At 60.5% G+C, this 20,587-nt stretch carries 17 protein-coding genes; 13 read left to right on the forward strand and 4 right to left on the reverse strand.

Annotated elements, in window-relative coordinates; genetic code table 11:
* Positions 1-96: 96 nt before the first annotated feature.
* The 10 genes from ACCC96_RS24810 (at position 97) to ACCC96_RS24855 (ending at position 12,730) form a co-directional block, all read left to right on the forward strand.
* Positions 97-477, forward strand: coding sequence for a RidA family protein (locus tag ACCC96_RS24810; RefSeq protein ID WP_019580252.1), 381 nt, complete (start codon positions 97-99; stop codon positions 475-477).
* A gap of 225 nt (positions 478-702) precedes the next feature.
* Positions 703-2,379 carry an MFS transporter gene (locus tag ACCC96_RS24815; RefSeq protein WP_413697177.1) on the forward strand — a complete coding sequence of 559 codons (1,677 nt, stop codon included), beginning with the start codon at positions 703-705 and terminating at the stop codon, positions 2,377-2,379.
* A gap of 455 nt (positions 2,380-2,834) precedes the next feature.
* Complete coding sequence (locus ACCC96_RS24820; protein ID WP_413697178.1) at positions 2,835-3,197, forward strand: DUF6124 family protein; 363 nt, start codon at positions 2,835-2,837, stop codon at positions 3,195-3,197.
* A 342-nt stretch (positions 3,198-3,539) separates the two neighbouring features.
* A complete protein-coding gene (locus tag ACCC96_RS24825) occupies positions 3,540-4,913 on the forward strand; it encodes a glutamine synthetase family protein (RefSeq protein ID WP_413697179.1) in 1,374 nt (457 codons plus the stop codon).
* Positions 4,914-4,920: 7 nt separating this feature from the next.
* Entirely contained in the window at positions 4,921-6,312 is a 1,392-nt protein-coding gene (locus ACCC96_RS24830) for an aldehyde dehydrogenase family protein (RefSeq protein ID WP_413697180.1), read from the forward strand.
* A 3-nt stretch (positions 6,313-6,315) separates the two neighbouring features.
* Complete coding sequence (locus ACCC96_RS24835) at positions 6,316-7,476, forward strand: iron-containing alcohol dehydrogenase (protein ID WP_413697181.1); 1,161 nt, start codon at positions 6,316-6,318, stop codon at positions 7,474-7,476.
* Between the two features lie 127 nt (positions 7,477-7,603).
* Positions 7,604-9,169, forward strand: a complete 1,566-nt coding sequence (locus tag ACCC96_RS24840) for an amino acid permease (RefSeq protein ID WP_413697182.1) — start codon at positions 7,604-7,606, stop codon at positions 9,167-9,169.
* A gap of 163 nt (positions 9,170-9,332) precedes the next feature.
* Positions 9,333-10,427 (forward strand): alpha/beta hydrolase, encoded by a 1,095-nt coding sequence (locus tag ACCC96_RS24845; protein ID WP_413697183.1) that lies wholly within the window; start codon positions 9,333-9,335, stop codon positions 10,425-10,427.
* Positions 10,428-10,490: 63 nt separating this feature from the next.
* Complete coding sequence (locus tag ACCC96_RS24850; RefSeq protein WP_413697184.1) at positions 10,491-11,543, forward strand: alpha/beta hydrolase; 1,053 nt, start codon at positions 10,491-10,493, stop codon at positions 11,541-11,543.
* Positions 11,544-11,560: 17 nt separating this feature from the next.
* Complete coding sequence (locus ACCC96_RS24855; RefSeq protein ID WP_413697185.1) at positions 11,561-12,730, forward strand: cupin domain-containing carboxymuconolactone decarboxylase family protein; 1,170 nt, start codon at positions 11,561-11,563, stop codon at positions 12,728-12,730.
* Between the two features lie 8 nt (positions 12,731-12,738).
* Here ACCC96_RS24855 and ACCC96_RS24860 read toward each other — a convergent pair whose 3' ends face one another.
* Complete coding sequence (locus ACCC96_RS24860; RefSeq protein WP_413697186.1) at positions 12,739-13,632, reverse strand: LysR family transcriptional regulator; 894 nt, start codon at positions 13,630-13,632, stop codon at positions 12,739-12,741.
* Positions 13,633-13,712: 80 nt separating this feature from the next.
* Here ACCC96_RS24860 and ACCC96_RS24865 point away from each other — a divergent pair, with 80 nt between their 5' ends.
* The 3 genes from ACCC96_RS24865 to ACCC96_RS24875 all read left to right on the forward strand — a co-directional run bounded on the left by ACCC96_RS24865 (position 13,713) and on the right by ACCC96_RS24875 (position 17,038).
* Positions 13,713-14,549: an SDR family oxidoreductase gene (locus ACCC96_RS24865; RefSeq protein WP_258668935.1), complete on the forward strand. Its 837-nt coding sequence runs from the start codon at positions 13,713-13,715 to the stop codon at positions 14,547-14,549.
* A gap of 230 nt (positions 14,550-14,779) precedes the next feature.
* Positions 14,780-16,492: an amidase gene (locus ACCC96_RS24870; protein ID WP_413697187.1), complete on the forward strand. Its 1,713-nt coding sequence runs from the start codon at positions 14,780-14,782 to the stop codon at positions 16,490-16,492.
* Positions 16,493-16,765: 273 nt separating this feature from the next.
* A complete protein-coding gene (locus ACCC96_RS24875) occupies positions 16,766-17,038 on the forward strand; it encodes a DUF2790 domain-containing protein (RefSeq protein ID WP_413697188.1) in 273 nt (90 codons plus the stop codon).
* Positions 17,039-17,086: 48 nt separating this feature from the next.
* On the opposite strand, the gene ACCC96_RS24880 is transcribed toward ACCC96_RS24875, so the two are convergent.
* The 3 genes from ACCC96_RS24880 to ACCC96_RS24890 all read right to left on the reverse strand — a co-directional run bounded on the left by ACCC96_RS24880 (position 17,087) and on the right by ACCC96_RS24890 (position 20,574).
* Positions 17,087-18,034, reverse strand: coding sequence for a LysR family transcriptional regulator (locus ACCC96_RS24880; protein ID WP_413697189.1), 948 nt, complete (start codon positions 18,032-18,034; stop codon positions 17,087-17,089).
* 67 nt (positions 18,035-18,101) lie between these two features.
* Positions 18,102-19,052, reverse strand: coding sequence for an aldo/keto reductase (locus ACCC96_RS24885; protein WP_018930076.1), 951 nt, complete (start codon positions 19,050-19,052; stop codon positions 18,102-18,104).
* Positions 19,053-19,083: 31 nt separating this feature from the next.
* Complete coding sequence (locus ACCC96_RS24890) at positions 19,084-20,574, reverse strand: efflux transporter outer membrane subunit (RefSeq protein WP_413697190.1); 1,491 nt, start codon at positions 20,572-20,574, stop codon at positions 19,084-19,086.
* Positions 20,575-20,587 lie beyond the last annotated feature (13 nt).

A 20,587-nucleotide genomic window follows, 5' to 3' on the forward strand; every position in this document is an offset into this window, starting at 1 on the left:
CGGCCCAACGATGAGGCTGTAAACTGGCCGCGCAAAAAAGGCGCTGTGTCATTGAATACCCCGGCGCCCCTTCACCCCCACAAACAAGAGATCCCCATGGCAAACCACGACATCACGTTCCTCCCCGATCCCGACGCGGAATCCATCTCCTCCGACGTTGCCGGTTTCGGCGGCCTGCTGGTCTCCACTCAAATTCCTACCCGCGCCGACGGCAGCCTGGAGCTGGGCGACATCACCCTGCAAAGCGAGTGCACTCTGCAGGCGCTCAAGGTCGCGCTGGAGAACGCCGGCAGTTCCATGGACCGGGTGCTGCATCTGACCATCTACCTCACCGACATGGCCGACCGCGCCGCGTTCAACGAGGTCTACCAGCGCTTCTTTGCCAAGCCCTGGCCGGTTCGCGCCGCCGTTGGCGTGGCCGCGTTGGCGGTCGAAGGCATGCGCGTGGAAGTCACCGCGATGGCGGCCAAGGGCTAAATCCGCGAACGTGCCCGGTGGGAGTGGCCATCGCCGGGCACGTTGGCGAGTGGATATCTGCGCGAAGCCGATTATGCTTCAAGAAACCCTGCAGCAATGCGAGGCCGTCAGCCTGTTTCCATTATTCGTGCAATTGGTAATCCGACGACATCAGCCCTAGGGCCTGGGTGCGGCAAAATTGATGAGGTACTCCGGCCTTCAACAAGAGCAAGACGGAGAAGACTCATGGCCGCGATTGACACTACAGCCACGGGCAGCACGCCCAACCGAGGGATCACCAAGGAGGAACGCAAGGTTATTTTCGCCTCGTCCCTGGGCACCGTGTTCGAGTGGTATGACTTCTATCTTTACGGCTCCCTCGCGGCGATCATCGCCAAGCACTTCTTCGCGGGCGTCAATGAAACAACCTCCTTCATCTTTGCGCTGCTCGCGTTCGCCGCGGGTTTCGCCGTGCGGCCCTTCGGCGCCATCGTGTTCGGCCGACTGGGCGACATGATCGGGCGCAAGCACACCTTTCTCATCACCATTGTGATCATGGGTGTCTCCACCGCCGTCGTGGGTTTTCTGCCCGGCTACGAGACCATCGGCGTGGCGGCGCCGGTCATCCTGATCAGCCTGCGCCTGATGCAAGGCCTGGCCCTGGGTGGTGAGTATGGTGGCGCGGCGACTTACGTGGCCGAGCATGCGCCCAAAGGCAAGCGTGGCTACTTCACTTCGTGGATCCAGACCACCGCGACCCTCGGCCTGTTTCTGTCGTTGCTGGTGATCCTCGCCTGCCGCACCCTCCTCGGCACCGAAGCCTTCGAGGCCTGGGGCTGGCGGATTCCCTTCCTGGTGTCGATCCTGCTGCTGATCGTCTCGGTCTACATTCGCTTGCAACTCGCCGAGTCGCCGGTGTTCAAGAAGATGAAAGAAGAAGGCAAGTCTTCCAAGGCACCGCTGACCGAATCCTTCGCCCGCTGGGACAACCTCAAGATTGTGATCATGGCTTTGCTCGGCGGCACGGCTGGCCAGGCCGTCGTCTGGTACACCGGGCAGTTCTACGCGCTGTTCTTCCTGCTGCAGACGCTGAAGATTGACCCGCAAACCGCCAATTTTTTGATTGCCGGCTCGCTGCTGATCGGCACGCCGTTCTTCATCCTGTTCGGCAGCCTGTCCGACCGCATCGGCCGCAAGGGCATCGTCATGGCCGGGTGCATCCTCGCAGCCGTGACCTACTTCCCGATCTTCCATGCGTTGACCGAGTTCGGTAACCCCGACGTGTTTGCCGCGCAGGCGAAGAATCCGGTCACGGTGGTCGCCGATCCCGGCCAGTGCTCGTTCCAGTTCGACCCGGTGGGCAAGGCCAAATTCACCAGTTCCTGTGACCTCGCCAAGACTGTGCTGGCGAAGAAGGCCATCCCCTACAAAAACGAGAAAGCCGCGCCTGGCGCCGTCGCGCAGGTGCGCATCGGTGACAAGGTGATCCCGAGTTTCGAGGGCACCGGCATACCGGCCGCTGACTTCAAGACCCACAATGATGCCTTCGTCGCCACCCTCGGCACCGCCCTCAAGGACGCCGGTTACCCCGAGAAGGCCGACCCGGCCAAGACCAACTACCCGATGGTGTTGCTGCTCCTGACCATCCTGGTGATCTACGTGACCATGGTCTACGGCCCGATCGCTGCCTGGCTGGTGGAGCTCTTCCCGGCGCGCATCCGCTACACCTCGATGTCGCTGCCCTACCACATCGGCAATGGCTGGTTCGGCGGCTTCCTGCCCACGGTGGCGTTCGCCATGGTCGCGGCCACGGGTGATATCTACTACGGGCTGTGGTACCCGATCGTGATCGCGGTGATGACGGCCATTCTTGGCACGTTCTTCCTGCCGGAAACCAAGGATCGGGAGATTCATCACACGTAAGCGCTCAGGGTTGAGCCGCGATAGATTTGCACCCCCACGCAGAAAAACGCCCCGTCAGTCCGTTCCTGACGGGGCGAATCACCACCGACACCGACGATGTTTAAGCTGCGCGTTTAAAGACACCCGGTGTTACTTCATCAAGGCTACAACGCCTTGCGCCGTTGCCTACGACTGCGCCAGAATCCGCCGGCTTGTGCGCTTTGGGCTCGGGTTTTATCGTTTCCCGGTCACTGAAAAACAGTGATCGGGTTTGGTAGCCCAGTATTTCCAGGCGCATAGCGCCGCCTTTTGCAGAGGTTTTTTTTTCATCTCTGCTTTATATGGTGGCCATGCGTAGGGCTCCTTCGGGCGCGCCGGGTTCCTGGACCGGTCTACCAACCTGTGCATGGCCGCCACCCTTCGTTTGGTAGCAAAGGGTGATGGCTCCTCAAATAGTTTTCCCAGGAGTTTCATCCATGTTCAAACCTACACCCAACCCACCGGTCATAGACCCGACATCCCCCTACGAATCCCCCGATTCAAAGAAATTCCACGAAGCCGCCGAGCGCGCCCTCGACCACTACCTCAACCCGGCCGCCCAGATCATGGCCTCCACCCACGAACCCGAGCCCATGTACCTCGCCAATCCGAAGTACAACACCGAATCCCTACTGGCCAACGCCAGCGAAACACTCGGCTCGGCCACCCTCATGCTCACCAATTTCGCAGCATTGCTGGAGACCTCACATCGCAAGACCCTGCTGGGCATTGCGCAAGTGGTCATGCTCGGTGAACTGGCGGTGAACCAGGCGCTGGATCACGTCGAACCGAAGGAGTAATCGCGGCCCGGCTGGCCCCAAAAGATCGCAGCCTTCGGCAGCTCCTACAGATGTACACGTGCCCTGTAGGAGCTGCCGAAGGCTGCGATCTTTTGATCCTCAGCTCCGAAAACTCCCACAGGTTTAACGCAAAAGTACCAGATCGTGATGGCTCACTTCACCCGCGCCATCCACTTCGATTCATCAACCTCCACTCCCGAAACTTGCGCCTAGCAACAGTAGGCTAAGCTTTCAACAGCTCATTGCTCACGATGCTCGCGTCTGCAGGTTTTGGTTTTTTCTGGAGAGCGTCTGCAACAGCTATTTCAGACAGGTCCAGATCATTCATGCAGGACTGACGCGATGACCGAGCCCCTTCTCAGTTTCGAAGCACTTAAACGCGCCGCTGCCGCCGGCGAGATCGATACCGTGCTGGTGTGCATGGTCGATATGCAGGGGCGATTGGTCGGCAAGCGTTTCCAGGTCGAATTTTTCATCGACAGCGGCCACGAAGAAACCCACTGCTGCAATTACCTGCTGGCCGACGACATCGACATGGAGCCGGTGCCGGGATACGCCGCTGCCAGTTGGAGCAAAGGCTATGGCGACTTTGTGCTCAAACCCGACATGTCCACCTTGCGGCGCGTGCCATGGCTGGAATGTACGGCGCTGGTGCTCTGCGATGTGCTCGATCATCACCACAGAAAAGACCTGCCCCACAGCCCGCGAGCGATCCTGAAAAAACAGGTCGAGCGCCTGCGCGAGCGTGGCTATACCGGCATGTTCGCCTCTGAGCTGGAGTTCTATCTGTTTGATGAGAGTTATCAGGCGATCCACGAGCGCAACTATCACCAACCGAAGACCGCCGGCCATTACATTGAGGATTACAACATCCTGCAGACCACCCGCGAAGAACCGGTGCTGCGGGCGATTCGCAAACACCTGCAGGCATCCGGTATTCCCGTGGAAAACTCCAAGGGCGAATGGGGGCCGGGCCAGGAAGAGATCAACATCCGTTATGCCGACGCCATGACCATGGCCGACCACCACGTCATCATCAAGCACGCCTGCAAAGAGATCGCGCAACTGCAAGGCAAGGCGATCACGTTCATGGCCAAGTGGCGCTATGACGCCGCCGGTTCCAGCAGCCACATCCATAATTCGTTGTGGGACAAGCATGCGAAAAAGCCGCTGTTCTTCGACCCCAAGGCCGAGTTCGGCATGTCGAAGCTGATGCGCTCGTGGGTGGCCGGGCAGCTCAAATACGCTAACGACATCACCTGTTTTCTGGCGCCCTACATCAATTCGTACAAGCGCTTTCAGGCCGGCACCTTCGCGCCGACGCGGGCGGTCTGGAGTCGGGACAATCGCACCGCCGGCTTTCGTTTGTGCGCCGAAGCCAGCAAATCCATCCGCATCGAATGCCGCATCGGTGGTGCCGACCTCAACCCCTATCTGGCCTTCGCTGCGTTGATCGCCGCGGGCCTGGCCGGGATCGACGAGAAGCTCGAACTCGCGGCGCCGTTCGAGGGCGATGCCTATGTCGATGAGCATTTGCCTGAAGTGTCGAAAACCCTGCGCGAGGCCTGCGCCGCACTCAAGGCGTCGAGCATGTTGCGCGAGGCGTTCGGCGATGAAGTGATCGACCACTACGTGCACACCGCCGACTGGGAACAGAAAGAGTACGACCGACGGATAACCGACTGGGAACTGCAGCGCGGCTTCGAGCGCTATTGAGCACGCCATGACTGAGACCGTTCAACTTATCTCCCCGGTCGATGGCCGGGTCTATGCCGAACGCCGCCGTGCCGATGCGGTACAGATCGAGCAAGCCCTGACGGCGGCCGAAACCGCCCAGGCGCAATGGAAGCGCCGACCACTGAGCGAGCGTGCCGCTTTTTGCAGCGCTGCCGTGGACGCGATGCTGGCGATGAAGGATGAGATCGTGCCGGAACTGGCCTGGCAGATGGGCCGCCCGATACGCTTCGGCGCTGGCGAACTGCGCGGTTTCGAAGAACGTGCCCGGCATATGATCGCCATTGCGCCTGAAGCGTTGGCAGCGGTAGAGCCCACGCCTGCCGCGGGTTTTCGGCGCTATATCAAACGCGAGCCGCTGGGTACGGTGCTGGTCGTCGCGCCGTGGAATTACCCCTACCTGACGGCGGTGAATACGATCATCCCGGCGCTGATGGCGGGCAACAGCGTGATCCTCAAACACGCCACGCAAACGCTGCTGGTCGGGGAGCGTTTCGCCGAAGCCTTTCGTCGCGCCCAGCTGCCCGAAGGGCTGTTCCATAACCTGCTGCTCAGTCATGTCTATGCGGCGGCGATCATTACCTCTGGACGGGTGCAGCAGGTAAACTTCACCGGTTCTGTCAGCGGCGGCGAGGCCATGGAACACGCAGCCGTTGGAGGCTTCCTCGGCGTGGGGCTGGAGCTTGGCGGCAAAGACCCGGCCTATGTCCGTGCAGACGCAAACCTTGAGCATGCGGTGGAAAACCTGGTGGACGGCAGCTTCTTCAACTCTGGGCAGAGCTGCTGCGCCGTCGAACGGATTTATGTCGATGAGAAAATCTACCCGGCCTTTGTCGAGCGCTTCGCTGCCCTGACCCGCCAATACGTGCTGGGCAACCCGCTGGACGAAGCCACCACCCTCGGGCCAATGGTCACACCGGGCGCCGCTGAGTTCGTTCGCAAGCAGATCGCCGATGCACTGGCACAAGGGGCCAGGGCGTTGATCGATCCAAAGGACTTTGCCGCCGACACGCCGGGCAGCGCCTACCTCGCGCCGCAGGTGTTGGTGGACGTCACCCATCAAATGGCGGTGATGCGCGAGGAAAGCTTCGGCCCGGTGGTGGGCATCATGCCGGTGGCCAGCGACGACGAAGCCATCGCCTTGATGAACGACAGCGAGTTCGGGCTCAGCGCCTCGATCTGGACGCAAGACCTGACCGCCGCCGAACGCATCGGCAACGAGATCGCCACCGGCACCGTGTTCATGAACCGCTGCGATTACCTGGACCCGGCCCTGGCCTGGACCGGGGTGAAGAACAGCGGGCGCGGCGTAACGCTGTCGCGCCTGGGCTATGAGCACCTGACCCGAGCCAAATCCTTCCACTTGCGCCACGAGATCTGAGCCATGAGCCTGACCGCGAACTGGAACTACCCCACGAGCATCCGCTTCGGTGTCGGCCGCATCGCCGAGCTGGCCGAGGTCTGTCGCAGCCAAGGTATCCAGCGACCGTTGCTGGTCACCGACAGCGGCCTGGCGCGTGCGCCGATCACCACGGCGGCGCTGGAATCCTTGCGCGCCGCCGGCCTCGGTGTCGCGCTGTTCTGCGACCTCAAACCCAATCCGGTTGAAGCTAACCTCGCGGGTGGGCTCGACGCCTGGCGCGACGGCAACCATGACGGCATGGTGGCGTTTGGCGGTGGCAGCGGCCTGGACATGGGCAAGCTCATCGCCTTCATGAGCGGCCAGACCCGACCGGTGTGGGATTTCGAAGACATCGGCGACTACTGGACACGCGCCGACGAAAGCAGCATCGCCCCGATCATCGCGGTGCCGACCACGGCGGGCACCGGTTCCGAGGTCGGCCGTGCGGCGGTGATCATCGACGAGCGCACGCACACCAAACGCATCATTTTCCATCCGAAGATGATGCCGAAGGTGGTCATCAGCGACCCCGCCCTTACCGTCGGCATGCCCGCCAAGGTCACCGCCGGCACCGGCATGGACGCGTTTTCCCATTGCCTGGAATCGTACTGCGCGCCCGGTTTTCATCCCATGGCCGAAGGCATCGCGGTGGAGGGCATGCGCCTGGTGGCCAATGCCCTGGTGCGGGCGGTACACACCCCTTCCGACCTCGACGCGCGCGCACAAATGCTCGCGGCTGCGGCGATGGGCGCCACCGCATTCCAGAAAGGCCTGGGAGGAATGCACGCGCTCTCGCATCCGGTGGGCGCCCTGTACGACACCCACCACGGCATGACCAATGCCACCTTCATGCCCTATGTGCTGAAGTTCAATCGCCCGGCCATCGAGGAACGCATCACCCGTCTGGCGGCGTATCTGCGCCTGCCCTCCCCGGGCTTCGACAGCTTTATGGCCTTCGTCCTCAAGCTGCGCAAGGACATCGGCGTGCCGCATACGCTGGTGGAGCTGGGGGTGGATGATCAGCAGGCCGACCTGATCGCCGACATGGCGATTGTCGACCCCTGCGCCGGCGGTAATCCGCTGCCATTGACACGCAATGGCGCGGCAGAAATTTTCGAAGCGGCTTATCACGGCCGTCTTTAGAACGGCCACAGCATGGATGGGCTTTATCCATTAGACGCAGGAGCAGTAAGACAGGGGGTTGAAGACAGTCCCATTCGGCAACGCACTACGCGGATGGATGTGTATCAAACCTGACAAGGCACACATTATGAGTCCTGTAAGCCAACCCGGCGCCACCGCGCCACAAGACGACGACATCAAGGTGTTGCACAGCATGGGCTATGCCCAGCAACTCTCGCGACGCATGGGTGTTTTCTCCAACTTCGCCATTTCCTTTTCGATCATCTGCATCCTCTCGGGTGGCATCAACTCGCTGGCACAGGGCACCTCGGGTGCAGGCGGCGCGGCCATCGGCATCGGCTGGCCACTGGGCTGCCTGATCTCCGGGGTTTTCGCCTTGGCCATGGCCCAGATTTCCTCGGCCTACCCCACCGCCGGTGGCCTCTATCACTGGGGCTCGATTCTCGGTAACCGCTTCACCGGCTGGTTGACGGCCTGGTTCAACCTGCTGGGGCTGATCACGGTGCTCGGCGCGATCAACGTCGGCACTTATTACTTCTTTTTCGGAGCCTTCGGACCGGCCCTGGGCATGCAAGACACGATCCCCACACGGATCGTTTTCCTGGCGATCCTGACCGGCATCCAGGCCTTGTGTAACCACTTCGGCATCGGCCTGACCGCCAAGCTCACCGACTTCTCGGGCTATCTGATCTTCGCCACGGCAACCGCGCTGACCATCGTCTGCCTGATCGCCGCCCCCAGCTATGAATTCGTCCGGTTGGTGACTTTCAGCAACTACTCCGGCGCGGCTGGCGGCGCTGTCTGGCCACAGGTGTCGAACGGCTGGATTTTCATGCTCGGCCTGCTCTTGCCGATCTACACCATCACCGGCTATGACGCCTCCGCTCATACGTCTGAAGAGACCCACAAGGCGGCCGTGTCGGTGCCGATCGGGATGGTCTCGTCGGTGGCCTGGTCGTTACTGTTCGGCTGGGTCATGCTCTGCTCGTTTGTACTGATGTTGCCGAACATGGATGAAGCGGCGAAGCAGGGTTGGAATGTGTTCTTCTGGGCGATGGACACCCAGGTGAACCCGGCGATCAAAATGGCGCTTTACGTGGCGATTTTTATCTCGCAGTTCCTCTGCGGGCTGGCGACCGTGACCTCGGTCTCACGCATGATCTTCGCGTTCTCCCGCGACGGCGGCCTGCCCTTCTCGAAAGCACTGGCCTCGGTCTCGCCGAGCCATCGCAGCCCGGTGGCGGCGATCTGGACCGGTGCCACCCTTGCGGTGCTGTTCGTCTGGGGATCGTCGCTGGTGTCGATCGGAGAAACACCGGTGTACACGATCGTGGTTTCCTGCACGGTGATCTTCCTGTTCTTCTCGTTCATCATTCCCATCGTGCTGGGCCTGTTTACCTACGGGACCTCGAAGTGGCCGCACATGGGACCGTGGAATATGGGGCGCGCGCTGTACTCGTTGTTCGCCATCCTCTCGGTCCTCTCAATGGTGCTGATCTTCGTCATCGGCATCCAGCCGCCGAACGAGTGGGCGTTGTACATCACCATCGGTTTTCTGATTCTGACGGCAATCATCTGGTTCGCCTTCGAAGCCCGACGCTTCCAGGGCCCGCCCGTGGGCGAGATGATCATCAAGCGCCAGGCAGAAATCGCCGCGGCTGAGGAGGCGTTGAATAAACAGGCTGGGAGCTGAGCCCGACAGCCCCAAAAAAAGCGGGGTGCTGAGCACCTCGCTTTTTTTTGGTACACACCACACTTATGTGATTTTGATATCAGTCCTATACGATTAGCACCATTTATCAATCAATAGCCCAAGGGTAAGTTGCTGCTCTGCGATTTCAAATCGAGAGCCATCCATGACCCCAGACATCCTCCGCAAATGCATGCCCGCAGCAGCCCGGGCGGGCACCCTTTGTTTCGCTCTGTGCACCGGTGCGGTCGCTGGTGCGGATGATCGCAGCCCGCTGGTCATCAAGGATCAGGGAAGCCTGATTGCCGGCGGTGGGCTGATCGCTCAGCCGGGCGTTTTCGATCCCTACCACCCCATGAAACCCGACGGCCAGAGTTATCACGGCGACCATGTGTATGCGTTCTACCAGGTCCCGGTTGACGCTCGCCCGCTGCCAATTGTCATGTGGCACGGCGCCGGACAGTCCGCGAAGTCTTGGGAGACCACGGCCGATGGACGTGAAGGGTTCCAGAACATCTTTCTGCGTCGCCGCTTCGCAACGTATCTGATCGACCAGCCACGGCGTGGCGATGCGGGCCGCAGCCTGGTTGAAACGACAATCAAACCGGTTGCCGACGAGCAGATGTGGTTCAACCAGTTCCGCTTCGGTCTGTGGCCCGACACTTTCGAGGGCAGCCAGTTTCCGCGTGGGCAGGAAGCGCAGGAGCAATTCTTCCGTTCGATGACGCCCAACACCGGCCCCTACGACATTGAGGTCGTGTCCGATGGCGTATCTGCCTTGCTGGATAAAACCGGCCCCGCCATCCTGTTCACCCACTCGCAAGGTGGCGGGCCCGGTTGGCTGACGGCGATCAAGAGCCATAACGTGCGGGCCATCGTGGCGTTCGAACCGGGCAGCAGTTTCGTGTTTCCAGAAGGAGAGGTTCCCGCGCCGATTCCCAGCGCGTTCGACACACTCATCGCCCATGTCGTATCGACGGCGCAGTTCGAAGCGCTGACCCGCATTCCCATCGTCATCTTCTATGGCGACAACATCCCCGCCAAACCGGTTCGTTTGCCGGCACAAGACAGCTGGCGTGCCCGGCTCGAGATGGCACGCCTGTGGCGCGATACGGTGAATCGCCATGGCGGTGACGTAACGCTCATCCATTTGCCGGAGATCGGGATCAAGGGCAATAGCCACTTCCCGTTCTCGGACCTCAACAACGTCGAGATCGCGGATCTGGTTTCGAAATTGCTTGCAGAGAAACATCTGGATTGACTACGAGCACGGCGATGGCTGCCGTGCCCTTCAGAAACAGGAACCAGCAGGAGTATTCACACGATGCGAACAACGATAAAGGCCACCCTCCTCGCCGCCATGGTCGGGATTTCGGCAGCCGAGGTTGAGGCCGCGGACTACAAGCAGAATCCTTTCACGTTGACCTACGGCGGCGCGATTACCAAGAACGAACCGGGCAAGGTCAACATCCACCCGGTCACGTACACGCTCAACGGCCTGGACATTGCCGCCAACGTTTACACCCCCGCGAACTATGACTCGGGGAAAAAATACCACGCCGTCGTCGTGGCGCATCCCAATGGCGGAGTGAAGGAACAGGTCGCCGGTCTGTATGCCCAGCGATTGGCAGAACAGGGCTACATCACGATCGCCGCGGATGCCGCGTATCAGGGGGCCAGTGGCGGTCAGCCGCGCAACGTCGACAAACCGGCCTACCGCATCGAGGACATCCATGGCATGGCGGACTTCATCGCCCGCTATCCAGGCGTCGACAGTGCGCATCTGGGCTTGCTCGGCATCTGCGGTGGTGGCGGCTACTCGCTGGCCGCGGCGAAAACCGACAAGCGATTCAAGTCGATTGCAACGGTGAGCATGTTCAACTCCGGACGGGTTCGTCGCAATGGCTACAACGATTCGCAACTGGACACTGTCCAGCAACGTCTGGAGCAGGCTTCCGCTGCCCGAGCCCAGGAAGCGGCTGGCGGGGAAATTCTCTATGCCGGGGATGCCAACCTGACGGATGAGCAGATCGCCAAATTGCCGTTCGATCTGTATCGCCAGGGTTACGAGTATTACTGGAAGACGCATGCGCATCCCAACTCGACCTTCAAGTACACCATGAGCAGTTTGCTGGACTTGATGCGCTTCGACGCCACCGACCAGATTGAACTGATCCAGCAACCGCTGCTGATGATCGCGGGCAGCAAGGCCGACAGCCTGTACATGACCGAGGATGCATTCGCCAAGGCCACCGGCACGAAGGACAAGGAATTGTTCAAGATCGAGGGCGCAACCCACATCGAAACCTATTGGGTGCCCGCGTATGTGGACGCGGCAATGGGCAAGTTGACTGCGTTTTACGCCAGAACACTCTGACCTGAGGACCCGTCATCATGAACAAAACCCTTTTCGGGATCGCAGTGTGCGCCGCGACGCCCTTCGCCAGCGCGGCCAGCCAACCGGACACTGCCGGTGAATCCTTGTCCGCCCAGCAGATCAGCCGTGCCGGCACACAGGCTTCGGCAGCGGGACCGGCGGATTACTTCTCCGGGCGGGTGCGCGTCGATCCGTTGTTTCCCGCCAGCGGCGAAATCAGTGCATCCGGCGCCTACGTCACCTTCGAACCGGGCGCGCGCTCGGCCTGGCACACCCATCCCGCAGGACAGCGATTAGTAGTGGTTTCCGGCGTGGGGCTGACACAGGAATGGGGCAAGCCCGTACAGGAAATCCATCCGGGAGACGTGATCGTCTGCCCTCCGGGCGTCAAGCATTGGCACGGTGCCGCACCGACGAGCGCCATGACCCATTTGGCCGTGACCGGCGTGGTGGATGGTAAAAGCGTGCAATGGCTGGAGAAAGTCACCGATGACCCATCCAATGCGCAAAGTCCGGTGAAGCCGCAAGCAATGTCCGCCGAACTACCCGTTTCCGAGGTGCTGTCCGCCAGGCAGCAATCCATCCCGTTGATTGCGGCGTTCATGGCCACGAGCAACATGCCCAGGCTCAATGCCGCCTTGAACCAAGGGCTGGATGCGGGCCTGACCGTCAGCGAGGCGAAGGAAATCCTGGTGCAACTCTATGCCTATGTCGGCTTTCCGCGCAGCCTCAACGCACTCGGCGAGCTGATGAAGGTGCTGGAGGAACGCAAACAACGCGGTCTCCAGGACGCCCCGGGGCGCGAACCCGCTAGTGTGATTCCTAGCGGCGACGAACTGCTGGCGGTGGGCAAGGCTAACCAGACGCGCATTGCGGGCGCGCCCGTCCAGGGCCCGCTGTTCGACTTCGCCCCCGTTATCAACCAGTACCTGCAGGCGCATTTGTTCGGCGACATCTTCGAGCGCGATAACCTGGACTGGCAAAGTCGCGAGCTGGCCACCGTCGGAGCACTGGCCGCCACGCCCGGCGCGGAGCCGCAACTGCGCTCGCACATGGCCGCCAGCATGAGGGTCGGCCTGAGCGCTGCGCAATTGCGTCAGCTGATCCAGGTGCTGGCCGATCACGGCGATGCCGATGCCGCCCAGCGTGCCCGCGAGGCGTTGGCTAGAACCGCCGGACAGCCATGAGTCAGGAATCAACCCGCGTAGCGCAGGGCATCGCGCAACAACGTAAAGGCGGGAGAGCTCTGGCGTCGGCTTGGATAGTAGAGGTGGTACCCCGAAAACGGTTCGCACCAGTCCGCCAGCACGCGAATCAACCGCCCCTGCGCGATATGTGTCTGCACCAGGTCTTCCGGCATGTAGGCCAGCCCCAGCCCCTTGAGAGCGGCATCCAGGCGCATGGCGATGTTGTTGAACACCAGTTGGCCCTCGACGCGCACTTTCAGCACTTGCCCCTTCTTCTCGAACTCCCAGGAGAAGATGCCGCCGTAAGTCGGCATGCGCAGGTTAATGCAGTTGTGCTGCATCAGATCGCTCGGGACTTTTGGCCTCGGGTGACGGGAGAAATACTCCGGGGAGCCGACAACCGCCATCCGCATGTCGGGGCCGATGCGCACCGCGATCATGTCCTTGGCGACCTGCTCACCCAGGCGGACACCGGCATCGAAGCCTTCCGCCACGATGTCGGTCAGGCCGTAGTCCACAATGATCTCAATGTTGAGATCGGGATTGTCGGGCAGCAGCTTCGCGAGCACCGGTTGCAGGATCGTGATCGCGGAATGCTCGCCGGCCGTGATGCGCAGTTTGCCTGCCGGCTTGTCGCGGAACTCGCTGAGCAGTGCCAACTCGCTGTTGATTTCTTCGAACCTGGGAGCAATCACCCGCAGCAAATGTTCGCCCGCTTCCGTGGGGGAAACGCTTCGAGTGGTGCGCGCAAGCAACCTGACGCCCAGTCGTTCCTCCAGCTGACGCATGGCCCGGCTCAACGCGGGCTGCGACATGCCGAGCCTGGCGGCGGCACGGGTGAAACTGCGCTCCTGTGCCACGGCCGCGAATATCGCGAGTTGGTCGTAGCTTTCAGTGGTCATTTATACGCCCTGGTTATGAACCTGCGACGATTATGCCACCAACCGGTTTAGTCCATTTCAACCTGATGAGAGATAGACCCATGAAAAATCTTACGAAGGTGACTGTCGTTATTGGCGCCGGCTCAATCGGTCAGGCCATTGCCCGTAGAGTCAGTGCCGGTAAGCACGTTGTGCTGGCGGATCTGCGGCAGGAGAACGCCGATGCGGCGGCAAAGGTCTTGTTTGAGGCAGGGTTCGAAGTCACCACAGCCATCGTAGACGTCTCTTCTCGTGAATCGGTGCAGGCGCTGGTGCAGACCGCGACGGCCATTGGCGATATCACCGGTGTCATCCACGCCGCGGGGGTTTCACCCTCTCAAGCGCCGGCTGCCACCATTTTGCGAGTTGATTTATATGGCACGGCAGTTGTGCTTGAGGAGTTCGGCAACGTCATCGCCGAAGGCGGCTCCGCGATCGTGATCGCCTCACAATCCGGCCACCGCTTGCCCGCGTTGAGCGCCGAACAAAACAAAGCGCTGGCAACCACCCCGGCGGACGACTTGCTCGCGCTTCCAATGCTGCAAGCCGATCAAGTCACCGATCCGTTGAACGCCTACCAGATCTCCAAGCGTGGCAACTCGTTGCGAGTCATGGCTGAAGCGGTGCGCTGGGGTAAACGCGGCGCGCGGGTCAATACGATCAGCCCCGGCATCATCTTTACACCGCTGGCGCGGGACGAATTGAGCGGCCCACGCGGTGAGGGTTACCGGCGCATGATCGAACTGAGCGCGGCAGGACGCGGCGGCACGCCGGATGAGGTGGGCGCCGTGGGCGCGCTGCTGATGGGGCCTGAGGGCACGTTCATTACCGGCAGCGATTTTCTGATGGATGGCGGCGTCACGGCGGCTTACTGGTACGGCGATTTGGCTCCCGAGTGACCTCCGTCCCGCTGCGCCGGACAGCATCAAGGCTCCATGAAAGAAGCGGACTTCAGTTATCCTTCTCACCGGTGAGCAATTTTCGAGGCGCTGATAATGACCTGCGTACACGTTGTAAAAGTTGGGGTGGCGAGTTCCGGTGAACGCCATTCGAGCCCCCGTTTTGAGAGAAGTGATGTCCTTACCGCAAACATTCACAGCGTCCCCCATCAACAGCCGGTGGTAACAGCATGATCGAGGTCACCGAGGTTTCCATTGCCGAGCTGCGTGCTGCGCTCGAATCCGGCCAGACCACGGCGGTTGAGCTTGTGCAGGCTTATCTCGCCCGGATCGACGCCTACGACGGCGCCGACACGCCCACCGCCCTCAACGCGGTGGTGGTGCGCAACCCCGATGCACTCAAGGAAGCGCAGGCGTCCGATGCTCGTCGGGCCAGGGGCGAGACGCTGGGGCCGCTCGATGGCATCCCCTACACGGCCAAGGACAGTTATCTGGTGAAGGGGCTGACTGCCGCCTCTGGAAGTCCCGCCTTCGCCAACCTGATCGCTCATCGCGATGCGTTCACCATCGAACGGCTTCGCGCCGCCGGGGCGATCTGCCTGGGCAAGACCAACATGCCGCCGATGGCCAACGGCGGCATGCAGCGCGGTGTGTATGGCCGTGCGGAGAGTCCGTACAACGCCGACTACCTCACCGCCCCTTTCGCTTCGGGTTCATCGAACGGCGCTGGTACCGCAACCGCCGCCAGCTTCTCGGCATTTGGTCTTGCGGAAGAAACCTGGTCGAGCGGACGTGGCCCTGCTTCGAACAACGGTTTGTGTGCTTATACGCCTTCGCGTGGGGTGATCTCGGTGCGCGGCAACTGGCCGTTGACGCCGACGATGGACGTGGTCGTGCCGTATGCCCGGACGATGGCGGACCTGCTCGAGGTGCTCGATGTGGTGGTGGCCGATGATCCCGACACACGCGGTGATCTATGGCGGATGCAACCTTGGGTGCCGATTCCAAGTGTCGCTTCGGTGCGCCCCGCTTCCTACGGATCGCTGGCCGCGAAAAGCGATGCGCTGAAAGGAAAGCGCTTCGGCGTGCCTCGCATGTACATCAACGCCGATCCCGACGCAGGCACCAGCGATACGCCTGGCATCGGTGGGCCGACGGGCCAGCGCATCAACACTCGCCCCTCCGTGATCGGGCTCTGGGAGCAGGCGCGCAAGGCACTCGAAGCGGCCGGTGCTGAAGTGCTCGAGGTCGATTTCCCGCTGGTTTCCAATTGCGAGGGCGATCGTCCTGGCGCACCGACGGTGTTTAACCGGGGCCTGGTATCCAAAGAGTTCCTGCACCATGAGTTGTGGGATCTGACGGCTTGGGCGTTCGATGATTTTCTGCGAGCCAACGGCGATCCAAAACTCAATCGCCTGATCGACGTGAACGGGCCGCTGATTTTCCCCCACGATCCGGGGACGCTGCCCAACCGCGAGGGCGATCTTGCCGCGGGCATGGACGAGTACGTGCGGATGGCCGAACGCGGTATTACGCCGTGGGATCAGATCGACACGCTGCCGGATGGATTGCGCGGGCTGGAACAGACCCGTCGAATCGATCTGGAGGAATGGATGGATCGGTTGGGGCTCGACGCGGTGATCTTTCCGACGGTAGCCGACGTTGGGCCGGCGAATGCCGATGTCGATCCGAAGTCTGCGGACATCGCGTGGAGTAACGGGGTATGGGTTGCCAACGGCAATCTCGCCATCCGCCACCTGGGCGTTCCCACGGTTACGGTGCCGATGGGTGTCATGCCGGATATCGGCATGCCCGTCGGGCTGACATTTGCCGGTCGCGCCTACGACGATTCGACGCTGCTTCGCCTGGCTTCGGCGTTCGAGTCGACGGGGACGAAACGCTTGATCCCACCGCGCACCCCGCCCTTGTCGGGTAGCCAATAATAGAAAGATCGCAGGTTCCTGCAGAGGTTGAGTACACCCGTACCCATGCCCTGTAGGAGCCTGCGATCTTTGGGCCATTCATGCGGATTCCGGCAACAGTGTTTGTCCAGTCGGCCGCTATTTGAAAGAAGTTCAAACACCTAACATCGTCTCTACCCAGTGAGCAAATGGAGTAAGTATCCACTCGCTCACGAGGTAGCAACTCGCAAATCCGATATGACGTTTACGATCATCTCGGACGCAGAGTCAACCTAGGACGATACGGTGAATAAAATGAAAATTTTAAAAATTGCGGTGCTTCTGGCACTTGCCGGTATAGGCGCACACGCCTTTGCAGACGATGGCCATTCAACTAACGCGACCAGTAAAGCACCTGTTGAGATCTACACGTACGAAACGAAGCTCGACATTAAGAAAGTCATTTACCTCTCAGAGATTCCGGACGAGTGCAAACCGGTCCCGGTGCAAATGACCTATGAAGACTCCCACGATCAACGGCATGTCATGCAATATCAAGTGATGGGCACTGGATGTTCAAACGGTTGAGTGCCGTGCGGACGATGGAGGGTCGACACTCCTTGCCTGCGGTGCAACTCACTCAAAAACTGATGTTTTTCCTGAGCCTACGATTTTTTCATCGGATGCCAACATGCCCGGGATGTGATGTTTAAGAAACTCCACCCAAGTCTTTGTCTTCGCATCCACGAATTTTCGTGATGGGTAGATTGCAAATAGATTCAACTCTTCAAGCCGATACTCCGGCAGCACGCGCACTAACGTGCCGGCCCTGAGGCCATTGACCGCAGAAGCAATCGGCTGAATACCGATGCCCATCCCGTTTGTTATCGCGACAGTCATTCCATCAGCCGTATTGATATGAAAAGGAGACAATGGGACGTTGATTGACTCCGCACCTTCAGGCCCCTCAAATGCCCAGTGTTCAACCGGCATTACCGTATTAACAATCCTCAAGCAATCATGTGTACCAAGAGAACCCGGAGAGTCCGGGATTCCGCGTTTCTTCAGATAAGCTGGCGAGGCGCAGAGAATGCTGTAAGTGATGCCAAGCCGCTGAGCGACAAACCCCGAATCGGGCAGATCCCGCGCTAAAACAATCGACATGTCATACCCTTCCTCGAGCAAGTCAGGTAGCCGATTGGTCAGCGTCAAATCAAACATGACCGAGGGATGAGTCTCTCTGTATTTGGCAATGGCATCGATCACGTAATGATTACCGATGGCTGACATGGCGTGAATTTTCAGCCTGCCCATGGGCCGGGTGTGAGCGGTCCCGGCTTCCTCATCGGCTTCACGTACCTCGTCAAGAATCCTCTCGCATCGTTGCAAATAGCGCGCACCGGCTTCGGTCAGCGCCAGGCGTCGGGTGGTGCGGTTAATCAGACGGGTTTGAAGCCTGGTCTCGAGGCTGGAAACGGCTTTGGAGACGTTGGTTGTCGTGGTGTCCAATAGCTCGGCTGCCGCGGTAAAACTGCCGCTCTGGGCAACAGCCATGAAAAACCGCATGGTTTGGAAAACGTCCATCGTTTTCACCTCAAGGGCATGGATAACAGAGGGCGGCCTTACAGAAGACCGCCCTCCTCGTCATGTGTCACTTCTTCCGTGGAATAAATCCAGGCACACCGGTTTCCACGACCGAGTTGAATCGTACCCTGGTCGTAATATCTTCCTTGATCTCAAGCATCGCCCTATGCGGCAGGGTGGAAATATCCAGGTTTTCCTTGATATGACTTGGTGTAGCGGACGTGGTCAAAAAAGCAACGCCCCGTTGTACAGACCAGGCCAATGCCACTTGAGCCGGAGTCTTCTGCAAGCGCTTGGCGATCCCTGTAATCACCGAATCCTCCAACACTTTCGGCTCCATGCCATGGCCCAGTGGCGCGAACGCCAGGAGGACGATTCCATGCTGTTTGCAGAACTCAAGCAGTTCCCATTCCGGCAGATATGGGTGGGACTCGACCTGCACCACGGCAGGTTTGATCCGGGCCACCGCCACAATCTCTTTTAACGTTTCCAGCGTGATATCAGACAAGCCGATCGACTTGCAGCGGCCTTCATCCACCAGGCGTTCGAGTGCTCTCCAGGTCTCGATCAGTGTCACGCCGGAGTCGTAGATGACGCGACCCTGTTCGTCTCTCGGGTCCTGATTCTCACCGGGTTGAAAGGCAAACGGCGTATGGATCAGGTAGCAGTCGATAGAGTCCACTTGGAGGCGGCGGCAGCTGGCCTCGAAGGCAGGTTTGACTCGCTCGGGACGATGGTTGGTGTTCCACAGTTTAGTGGTAATGAACACGTCCTCCCGGCGGATCTTGCCCGCCTCCAGCATCTCTTTTATCGCAGCGCCGACACTCTCCTCATTGCGATAGCGCTCTGCACAGTCGAAATGGCGAAAGCCCGCTTCCAAGGCGTCCTTGACCGCTTGTGTGGTGACGCTGAGATCACTGAACAGCGTGCCGAACCCAACGGCCGGCATCTCACCTGAACCGTGGTTCAGCGCAAACCGGGTATCGCGAAGTGCATCGTGAAAAGCTTCGTAAGACATCTCTTGACTCCAATGTTCGGGGCCGTAGCCGTTATTGATACGAAGGGTTCTTCGCTTCGCGACTGGCAATCCGTTGCTCAAACGCGCCGACGGAATTACCACCGAGGGCTACATACAGTTGCACCGTGTCGAGATACTGCGCGGTCTTCACCCGGATTTGCCCCAGCAACGCTTGCTCGTAGGCACGTTCCGCTTCCAGCACCTGGAGAATGCTGTTCTCGCCTTGCGCGTAGGCTTGCTGGTTCAACCGAAAACTGGTTTCTGCAGCGCGTAACGCGTCTTCCTGCGCCTGGTTTTGCTCGGCGTCATGGTTGATCGCCTGCAACGAGTCCGCGACCTGGCCGAACGACTGAATGACCGTCTGCTGATAACCGGCGAGCGTCGCCTTGTAGCCATCGACGGCAGCTTGACGTTCAGCCTTGAGCGTTCCGCCATCGAAGATCGGCCCCGCCAACCCTGCAGCCAAGCCCCAGAGCGCTGCGCCGCCATTGCCGGAAGCGGCCTGTACCAGCGAGGCGGACAGCGTTACATGGGGATAGAGGTTCGCAGTCGCGACACCGACTGCCGCGCTGGCCATGTGCAGTTCCGCCTCTGCTTGCAGGACGTCCGGTCGGTCGTGTGCCATTTCCGAAGGCACACTCACCGGCACGTTGGCCGGCAATACGAATTCGGCAAAATCGAAGTCCGGCGCGATCCAGTCGCCAGGGCCTTTACCGGTGAGAATCGACAGCGCATGGCGCGCGGCATCACGCTGCTGGGCGAGGGGCGGCAACAGTGTGCGGTCCTGGGCGAGCCGGGTCTCGGCCAACGAAACGTCGATCTGCGTGGTGACGCCGCTGGCATGTGCCCTGCGCACCAGGTCGAGGTTCTTGGCGTCATTGGCGAGCAGCTTCTCGACGGCTGCCATCTGCGCGTTCGCAGACGCCACCAACAATGCCTGGCTGGCGACATTCCCCGTCAGGGTCAGGTACGCCGCTTCGTATCGATGCTTCTGAAGATCGGTAAACGCTTGCTGCTGCTCGACCCGCCGCTTGTTGCCGCCAAACGCATCAAGGTCGAAACCGACCCGCGGCCCGATCGCGTAGAAATTGGAGATCGAAGGCTCTTTTGCGTTGTGTACCCGCTGACGCCCCGCCTGGGCGCCAAAATCGACCTGCGGATAAAGCGCACCCTCTGCCGCCGCGACGGACGACGCCGCTTGCCGGATCGTTGCATCCGCCGCCACGAGCTCAAGATTGCCCTCGATGGCGCGACGCACAACCTGGTCGAGCTTCTGCGAATGGAAGGCCGTCCACCAGTCGCCGCTGACCTTTTGGCCAAGGTTGATGTGTTGCCCGCCAGGCTGGTTGCCGCCCTGGCCGAGACGCTGCTCGGCCTGTTGGTCGTAGTGCTGCGACAGGCTCGGTGGCTGCATTTGATAGTCGGGGCCGACGGTGCAGGCCGTCAGGAACGCAAGAACCGACACCGCACCGAACGTGGTGTTGAACGTCTGTCTGTTGATGAAGCGCGCATTGGATTTCATTGGGCAAACTCCA

This window comes from Pseudomonas sp. Pseusp11, from assembly GCF_047304405.1.
GTDB lineage: Bacteria > Pseudomonadota > Gammaproteobacteria > Pseudomonadales > Pseudomonadaceae > Aquipseudomonas.